Source organism: Dactylosporangium sp. NPDC051087 (assembly GCF_055586325.1).
Genome location: NZ_JBVJIJ010000016.1, coordinates 258519 through 266952, shown reverse-complemented (window position 1 = coordinate 266952; position 8434 = coordinate 258519). Strand labels below are relative to the sequence as shown.

Genomic DNA, 8434 nt, shown 5'->3' with positions numbered 1-8434 from the left:
CAACATAGGCGTCATCACCGTCCCCGTGCCGCCCCCCGGCTTCCCCCTCCCGTTCGTCTCAAATGGCGACAGTGCCTGGGTGTTGGCCTTCGGGGGGGGGGGGGTCCCCCCCCCCCCCCCCCCCCCCGAGCCCGACTGCGCCAGAGCCATGCACGCCCGTCCGCCGCGAAAGTGGGTGCGACTACTCTGGGCGCCGTTGCCGCCGCTGCCGCGCGCACGCTCGGAGAGCGACGGTGACGTCCCCTCGACACGCGCGACGGGTCGTCCCCTGGTGCCTGGCGGCAGCAGTCCCGGACGGACCCGCGGAAGGAGCTCCTGATGGCAGCGCTGCGCTCCGTGGTGCTGGCCGGCGGAGGCACCGGCGGGCACATCTACCCGCTGCTCGCCTTCGCCGACTGCCTCCGCCGGCACGACCCCGGCCTGCGGATCACCTGTATCGGCTCGGAGCGCGGGATGGAGGGTGAGATCATCCCGCAGCGCGGCTATGACCTGCGCCACGTGCCGGCCTTCCAGCTGCCCCGCTCGGTGAACATGAACCTGGTCCGCACACCGGACCGGATGTTCAAGGCGGCGAAGGCGACCCGCGAGATCCTCGACGAGGTCGAGGCCGACGCGGTCGTCGGCTTCGGCGGCTACGTCTCCGTCCCGGCCTACATCGCCGCCTGGCGGCGCAAGACGCCCACGGTCATCCACGAGGTCAACGTGCCCGTCGGCGTGGCCAACAAGATGGGCATGCGCTTCACCAAGCACATCGTCCTGGGCTTCCCCCACCAGGCGCAGCAGATCCCCTCCGTGGCGCACGCCGAGGTCGTCGGGGTGCCGCTGCGGCAGAGCATCGCGACCCTGGACCGGGCCGCGCTGCGGGAGCGGGCCCGGGCGCACTTCGGCCTCGACCCGCACCTGCCGACGCTGTTCGTCTTCGGCGCCTCCGCCGGTGCCCGCTCGATCAACCTGGCGGTGTCCGGCGCGGCGAAGCAGATCACCGGCTCCGGCGTGCAGGTGCTGCACATCATCGGCGCCCGCAACGACGACGTCGAGGTGCCCAGCGGGCTGCCCGCGCCGTATGTCAAGATCAAATTCCTGTCGGAGATGGAGCTGGGGTACGCCGCGGGCGACCTGGCGCTGTGCCGGGGCGGCGCGATGACCTGCGCGGAGACCGCCGCGGTCGGCATGCCCGCCATCTACGTGCCGCTGCCCTGGGGCAACGGCGAGCAGCGCCGCAACGCGCTGCCGGTCGTCGAGGCCGGCGGCGGGCTGATCGTCGAGGACGGCGACCTCTCCCCGCAGTGGGTCACCGACACCGTGGTGCCCCTGGTCCGCGACGGCGCCCGCCTCGCCGGCATGAGCCGCGCCGCCGCCGGGTATGGCCGCCGCGACGGCGACGAGGCCCTCCGCCGGTACCTGCTGAAAGTGGTCGGAGCATGACTGAGGCGTTGACTGCAGAGGATCTCGGGACCGTCCACCTGGTCGGGGTGGGCGGGGTCGGCATGAGCGGCCTGGCGCGCCTGCTGCTCACCCGCGGCATCCCGACGAGCGGCAGCGAGCTGCGGGAGTGGCCGCAGCTGGCGGCGCTCAAGGCGCTCGGCGGCACGATCTTCCGCGAGCACCAGCCGTCCAACCTCGACGGGGTCGACACGGTCGTCTACTCGACCGCGATCCCGCAGGACCACATCGAGCTGGTCACCGCCCGGGAGCGGGGGCTGCGGCTCATGCACCGGTCCGAGGCCCTCGCCGCCACCATGGTCGGGCGGCGCAGCATCGCGGTGGCCGGCACCCACGGCAAGACCACGACCACGTCGATGATCACGCTGATGCTCCAGCACGCCGGGCTCGACCCGTCGTTCGTCATCGGCGGGGAGATCTCCGAGGTCGGCTCCAACGCCCACCACGGCAGCGGCGAGCTGTTCGTGGCCGAGGCCGACGAGAGCGACCGGTCGTTCCTGCTCTACAACCCGCACGTCGCCGTCGTCACCAACATCGACGCCGACCACCTCAACACCTACGGCGACCTGCAGGGCCTCGAGGACGCGTTCGTCGAGTTCTGCGCCCGCACCGAGGCCGGCGGCTTCGTGGTCACGTGCGCCGACGACCCCGGCGCCCAGCGGATGACGGTGCGGGTCCGCGCCGCCGGCGGCGACGTCGTCACCTACGGCACGGCCCCCGACGCCGACCTGCGGCTGAGCGAGGTGCGCTCCTCCGCGCAGGGCGTTCGCTACGTCGCGCACCACGAGGGCGTGTCCCTCGGCGAGGTGTACCTGCCGATCCCCGGCGCGCACCTCGGCCTCAACTCCGCCGGGGCGCTGCTCACCGCGCTGCGGCTGGGCATCTCCGCCGAGTCGGCGATCGAGGCCCTGTCGACGTTCCCCGGCGTGCGGCGGCGCTTCGAGTTCAAGGGCGCCGAGGCCGGCGTGCGGATCTACGACGAGTACGCCTACCACCCGGTCCCGATCGAGGCGGCCATGCGCACCCTGCGCGAGGTCGCCGCCGGTGGCCGGCTGATCGTGGTGTTCCAGCCGTACCGGATGTACCGCACCCGCGACTTCCAGGCCGAGATCGCCGCCGCGCTGTCCCTGGGCGACGAGGCGATCGTCATGGAGGTCTTCGGCCCCGGCGAGGTCCGCGAGCCGGGGGAGGGCGGGGTCGCGCTGACCGCCGCCGTCGACCTGCCCGAGGACCGCAAGGTGTTCGTGCCGTCCTGGGAGGACGTGCCCGGCGAGGTCGTCGCCCGGGTCCGGGAGGGCGACGTCGTCGTCACGATGGGCGCGCCGCCGATCTCGCTGATGGGCGACGAGCTCCTGGCGGCGCTGAAGGAGTCCGCCGCCGGCTACGTCGGGCGGCACAACCGGCCCGAGGAGGACTGAGGAGGCCTTGACGTCCACGCGCGGCTGGCGGCTCGTCCTCGCACCCCGCACGGCGCCCGCCGGCTCGTCCCAGCGGCGCTTCGCGAAGCGGGCCCGGCGGCACCGCCTCCGCGTGCTGCTGTCCTGGCTGGTCGGGGTCGGCGTCGTCGCGCTGCTCGGCGGGGTCGTCGCGATCGTCTACGCCACGCCGGCGCTCGGGGTCCACGGGATCCGGGTGACCGGCGTGTCGGCGCTCACCGCCCAGGACGTCCGGGACGCCGCCAGGGTCCCGGACGGCACGCCCCTGGCGCGGCTCGACCTCGCCGCCGTCGAGCGGCGGGTCCGCTCGCTGCCGCCGGTGCGGACCGTCAGCGCGTCGAAGGACTACCCGCGCACCCTGGTCCTCACCGTCAAGGAGCGCACCGCCATCGCCGTGGTGCCGCGGGCGCTCGGCTACACCCTGCTGGACGCCGACGGGGTCGCGTACCTGCCGGTCGGCTCGGCCCCGCCGGGGCTGCCGGTGCTGCGCCTCGCCGCGCCCGGCGCCGGGGACGCCACGACGAAGGCGGCGCTGACCGTCCTGGCGGCGCTGCCGCCGTGGCTGCGTGACCCGCTCGTCGCGCTCGTCGCCGACGCGCCGACCCGGATCCGGCTCGAGCTCACCGACCGCCGCACCGTCGTCTGGGGCGACGCCGCCGACAACGAGGCGAAGATCCGGGTGCTGCAGTTCACGAAGATCGAACCGGACAAGACCCTCGACGTCAGCGCGCCCGGGGTGGTGCTGGAGAAATGACCCGTGCCGACCCGCCGTTCACCGGCGACGAGCGGGAGCAGCTGGCGGCCTGGCTCGACTGGCACCGCGAGACGGTCCACGTGAAGTGCGCCGGCCTCGCCGAGCACGACGCGTGGCGCACGCCGCTGCCGTCGTCGCCGCTGACCAGCGCCGCGGGGCTGGTGTCGCATCTCACGGCGGTGGAGTCGTACTGGTTCGAGCGGGTCGTCGCCGGGCTGGACGTGCCGGCGCACTGGAGCGACGACGACCCCGACCTGGAGTGGCGGCGCGTGCCCGGCGCCACCCTTGAGGGGAATCTGCTGCGGTACCGCCACCAGTGCGCCGTCTCACGCACGATTCTGGAGCGTGTCGACGTCGGCGGGATGTGCGCCGGACGCCGGCACGGCGACGAGGTTCCGGTCCGCTGGGTGCTGTTGCACATGATCGAGGAGACCGCCCGTCACAACGGGCACCTCGACGCCGTTAGGGAATTGGTCGACGGAGTCGTCGGGGAATAGCCGACACGCCGGGCGGCGGTCCTTGGATCGCGACAGTCGGGCCCTTACCTTGCGATAAGGCATTAGTTGACATAACTATAAGCCTCTAGTAAAGGGTGAGGGTTTGCGGGACCCACATCCAGTGCGTCTGCATGGCGGACGCCGCCCGTCGCGGGGTCGGGCTTCGTCAGTTCGACGGCTCCGGGAAGGGATCGGCGCTCGCCAACCTCGAAAGGAAAGGCAGTCCGATGACACATCCGCACAACTATCTCGCGGTCATCAAGGTCGTCGGCATCGGCGGCGGCGGGGTCAACGCCGTCAATCGCATGATCGAGGTTGGCCTCAAGGGCGTCGAGTTCATCGCGATCAACACCGACGCCCAGGCCCTGCTGATGAGCGACGCCGACGTCAAGCTCGACGTCGGCCGGGAACTGACCCGCGGGCTCGGCGCGGGCGCCAATCCCGATGTGGGCAAGAACGCCGCCGAGGACCACCGCGACGAGATCGAGGAGGTGCTCAAGGGCGCCGACATGGTCTTCGTCACGTGCGGCGAGGGCGGCGGCACGGGCACCGGCGGCGCGCCGGTGGTGGCGAACATCGCGCGCAAGCTTGGCGCGCTGACGATCGGCGTGGTCACCCGGCCGTTCTCGTTCGAGGGCAAGCGCCGGCAGGTCCAGGCCGAGGCGGGGATCGAGGAGCTGCGCAACCAGTGCGACACGCTCATCGTCATCCCCAACGACCGGCTCCTGGCGCTCGGCGACCGGGGCATCTCGATGATGGACGCCTTCCGGCAGGCCGACCAGGTCCTGCTCTCCGGTGTTCAGGGCATCACGGACCTGATCACCACGCCCGGCCTGATCAACCTCGACTTCGCCGACGTGAAGAGCGTCATGAGCGGCGCGGGCAGCGCCCTCATGGGCATCGGCAGCGCACGCGGTGACAACCGCGCCGTGGAGGCGGCCGAGTCGGCGATCTCCAGCCCGCTGCTGGAGCAGAGCATGGACGGCGCGCGCGGGGTGCTGCTGTCCATCGCCGGCGGCTCCGACCTCGGCCTGTTCGAGATCAACGACGCGGCGCAGCTGGTCACCGACGCGGCCCACCCGGACGCCAACATCATCTTCGGCGCGGTCATCGACGACGCGCTCGGCGACGAGGTGCGCGTTACGGTGATCGCTGCCGGGTTCGACGGCGGCGCGCCGGCCTACCGGCCGGTCGAGGCCCGGGCACCGCGGCCGACGCACCACCACCAGCCGAAGGAGCCGGCCCCGGTCGAGCGCCAGGCCCCGCCGCCGCCCCGGCGGGTGCTGTTCGACGACGTCGACGTGCCGGACTTCCTCAAGAACGGCGCCTGAAAGAATCGGGTGGGTCCTGCGGGGCCCACCCGAACGTCTTTGAGGGGGTCGACCAGGTGAGTGACGCGAGAGCCGAGCAGATCGGGCGGAACCTGGCCGCGGTCAGGGAGCGGATCGCGGCGGCCTGCAGGAGCGCCGGGCGGGACCCCGGGGATGTGACGCTCGTCGCGATCACGAAGACCTACCCGGCCGAGGACGTGGACCGCCTCGCCGCCCTCGGCGTGCTCGACGTGGGGGAGAACCGCGACCAGGAGGCCGCCGCGAAGGCCGCCGCGTGCGTCCCCCGGCTGCGCTGGCACTTCGTCGGGCAGCTGCAGCGCAACAAGGCCCGCTCCGTGGTCTCCTACGCCTCCGTGGTGCACTCCGTGGACAGCCTGCGCCTGGTGGACGCCCTGGTGGACGCCGCGGTCAAGGCGGAGCGGGAAACGCCCCTCGATGTGCTGATCCAGGTGAGTCTCGACGACGACGAGAAACGCGGCGGCGCGGTCACCGGGATAATCGAACATATGGCCGAATCAATCGCGGCGAGTCCCGCGCTGACACTCAAAGGAGTGATGGCGGTGGCCCCGCTGGACTGGGAGCCGGATGCCGCATTCGCGCGACTCGCCGACCTGTCCGCCCGCCTGCGGGTCCGCTTTCCGGGCGCGGACTGGATTTCCGCGGGGATGAGCGAAGACCTCGAATCCGCGATTTCGCACGGCTCGACACATGTCCGTGTCGGTAGTGCATTGCTCGGAAATCGACCCCCACTGGGGTAGCCTGACCGCGGGAACGGAAAAACTACACGGGTGTGGTTCTGCGCCGGCGGGGCGGTGTCACACCATGTGATCGGTGGCACCGACAACGGGGGGAAGTGCCGCATGGCGGTGGACGGAGGAGCGCGTATGGGTGCTCTGCGCAGGGCGGGCGTGTGGCTCGGGCTGGTCGAGGACGAGGACGAGCGGGGCTACGACGACCGTCACTACCGGGGTTACGGTGACGACTTCGCCGACGACGAGGACGACGTCGACGAGGTGCCGGCGCCGCGTGCCCGCACGACGTCCGACCGTCTCTCCGTGTCGGACCGGCTGTCGGCCTCCGAGCGGCTCTCCACCTCCGAGCGGCTGTCCGAGCGGCTGCCGTCGGAGCGGCTCACCGCGTCCGAGCGCCTGGCGGCGTCCGAGCGGATGACGGCGTCCGAGCGCCTCTCCGCGGCGGAGCGGGACGCGGCCGCGAGCCGCGGCACGGTGCGTTCGATCACCCGGCCCACGACCGTCAGCTACCCGACACGAGACAACCTGGCGATCGCGCCGCAGCCGTTGACGAGGGAGCGGCCGGTGGTCGAGGAAGAGGCCGACGACCGTCGCTACGCGATCACGACGCTGCACCCCACCACGTACAACGAGGCCCGCACGATCGGCGAGCACTTCCGGGACGGCCACCCGGTGATCATGAACCTGACCGAAATGGACGAGGCCGACGCCAAGCGTCTGGTCGACTTTGCGGCAGGACTGGTATTCGGCCTGCGTGGTAACTTCGAGCGGGTGACCAACCGAGTCTTCCTGCTCTCTCCGGCAAATGTCCAGGTCACCGCTGAGGACAAAGCTAAGATCGCCGAGGGCGGGTTCTTCAACCAGAGCTGATGCGAGGACTCAACGGCCGTGGTGTCCATCACCCTGCAGATCGTGTATCTGCTGCTCTACCTGTTCCTGGTGGTGCTCCTCGCGCGCTTTGTGATGGGCTACGTGATGCAGTTCGGCCGCCGCTGGCAACCTGGCCGGGGAGCCGCGGCCGCTCTTGAGGTGGTGTGGAGCGTCACCGATCCGCCGCTCAAAGCGTTGAGGCGGGTGATCCGTCCACTGCGTATTGGTACCGTGGCCGTGGACCTGTCTTCGCTTGTGCTGCTGGTTATCCTGTTCGTGCTGATGAACGTCGTGGTAAGGCAACTGATCGGGGTGTTCTCGTGACCCGCCCCGCTCGGCGGCCACGCGGCCGCAACTGACCCGAGGAGTTTCGATGCCGCTGACCCCGGCCGACGTCCACAACGTCGCCTTCAAGAAGCCCCCTATCGGTAAACGGGGCTACGACGAGGAGGAAGTCGACGCCTTCCTCGACGAGGTCGAGCGCGAGCTCGCCCGTCTCATCGAGGAGAACAACGAGCTGCGCGCGCAGCTCGAGCGCGGTGGTGGCGGTCGTGCCCCCGCCGGTCCCGGTGGTGGCGGCGGTGACCCGCGTCTCGCGGCCGAGCTCGCCGACATGAAGACGCAGTTCGAGCGCGTCCAGCGGGAGAAGCAGTCCGCCGAGCAGGCCGCTCGCGGGATGCAGCAGGAGCTGGACCAGATCCGCTCGCAGGGCGGCCCGACCGGCGGCGACGGCGAGCAGCAGGCGCTCCGCGTCCTGATGATGGCCCAGCGCACCGCCGACGACCACGTGTCCGACGCCCGCCGCGAGGCCGACAAGCTGCTGTCCGAGGCCCGCACCAAGGCCGAGGAGGTCACCCGCGACGCGCGGGCGAAGGCCGACGCGCTGGAGCGCGACGCCCGCCAGCGCCACCAGGAGGCCATGGGCGGCCTGGACGCGAAGCGCACGGCGCTGCAGAAGCACATCGAAGAGCTCAAGCAGTTCGAGCGGGAGTACCGGACCCGCCTGAAGGCCTACCTGGAGAGCCAGCTGCGCGACCTGACCGGCCGCGAGCAGAGCCTCGAGGCCGAGATGGCCGCCCGCAACGAGGGCGCGCCCCGCGCCGCCGCCGGTGGTGCCGGCCTCGCGACCGCGGGCCTCTCGGGTGGCTACGAGGGCGCGGGACGCTAGTCCCGCCCAGCAGGTGACCAGCACAGAGCACTGATCCGACACGCCGGTCAATGCGACACGCGGCGAACCCGCCGAAACCCAGCTTGGGTGGCGGTTGCCCTCCCCGGTCTCTTTCTGTTTCCCCGCTGAGGGAAACCCACACGGGTACGGGGGGCATGTGCCGGGGCTTAGCCTGCGGAGGGG

The 8434-nt window shown here is 71.5% G+C and carries 9 protein-coding genes; all 9 read left to right on the top strand.

Translation table 11 applies throughout. From position 1 onward, the window contains the following. Positions 1-318: 318 nt before the first annotated feature. Complete coding sequence (locus tag ACZ6TV_RS30035) at positions 319-1425, top strand: UDP-N-acetylglucosamine--N-acetylmuramyl-(pentapeptide) pyrophosphoryl-undecaprenol N-acetylglucosamine transferase (protein ID WP_465300641.1); 1107 nt, start codon at positions 319-321, stop codon at positions 1423-1425. After that, the gene (gene murC / locus ACZ6TV_RS30030; protein WP_465300640.1) at positions 1422-2861 is read left to right on the top strand and encodes a UDP-N-acetylmuramate--L-alanine ligase; all 1440 of its coding nucleotides are present in this window, start codon (positions 1422-1424) and stop codon (positions 2859-2861) included. Before ACZ6TV_RS30035 ends, murC begins: the two co-directional genes overlap by 4 nt. A gap of 7 nt (positions 2862-2868) precedes the next feature. Continuing rightward, positions 2869-3633, top strand: coding sequence for a cell division protein FtsQ/DivIB (locus ACZ6TV_RS30025; protein ID WP_465300639.1), 765 nt, complete (start codon positions 2869-2871; stop codon positions 3631-3633). Beyond that, positions 3630-4130 (top strand): DinB family protein, encoded by a 501-nt coding sequence (locus ACZ6TV_RS30020; protein WP_465300638.1) that lies wholly within the window; start codon positions 3630-3632, stop codon positions 4128-4130. The genes ACZ6TV_RS30025 and ACZ6TV_RS30020 overlap by 4 nt, the downstream gene beginning before the upstream one ends. A 227-nt stretch (positions 4131-4357) precedes the next feature. Next, positions 4358-5461, top strand: a complete 1104-nt coding sequence (gene ftsZ / locus ACZ6TV_RS30015) for a cell division protein FtsZ (RefSeq protein WP_465300637.1) — start codon at positions 4358-4360, stop codon at positions 5459-5461. A 56-nt stretch (positions 5462-5517) separates the two neighbouring features. Continuing rightward, a complete protein-coding gene (locus ACZ6TV_RS30010) occupies positions 5518-6219 on the top strand; it encodes a YggS family pyridoxal phosphate-dependent enzyme (protein WP_465300636.1) in 702 nt (233 codons plus the stop codon). Positions 6220-6345: 126 nt separating this feature from the next. Further along, positions 6346-7083 (top strand): cell division protein SepF, encoded by a 738-nt coding sequence (locus ACZ6TV_RS30005; RefSeq protein ID WP_465300673.1) that lies wholly within the window; start codon positions 6346-6348, stop codon positions 7081-7083. 18 nt (positions 7084-7101) lie between these two features. Then, positions 7102-7407, top strand: a complete 306-nt coding sequence (locus tag ACZ6TV_RS30000) for a YggT family protein (RefSeq protein WP_465300635.1) — start codon at positions 7102-7104, stop codon at positions 7405-7407. A gap of 49 nt (positions 7408-7456) precedes the next feature. Next, a complete protein-coding gene (locus ACZ6TV_RS29995) occupies positions 7457-8251 on the top strand; it encodes a DivIVA domain-containing protein (protein ID WP_465300634.1) in 795 nt (264 codons plus the stop codon). Positions 8252-8434: the final 183 nt, after the last annotated feature.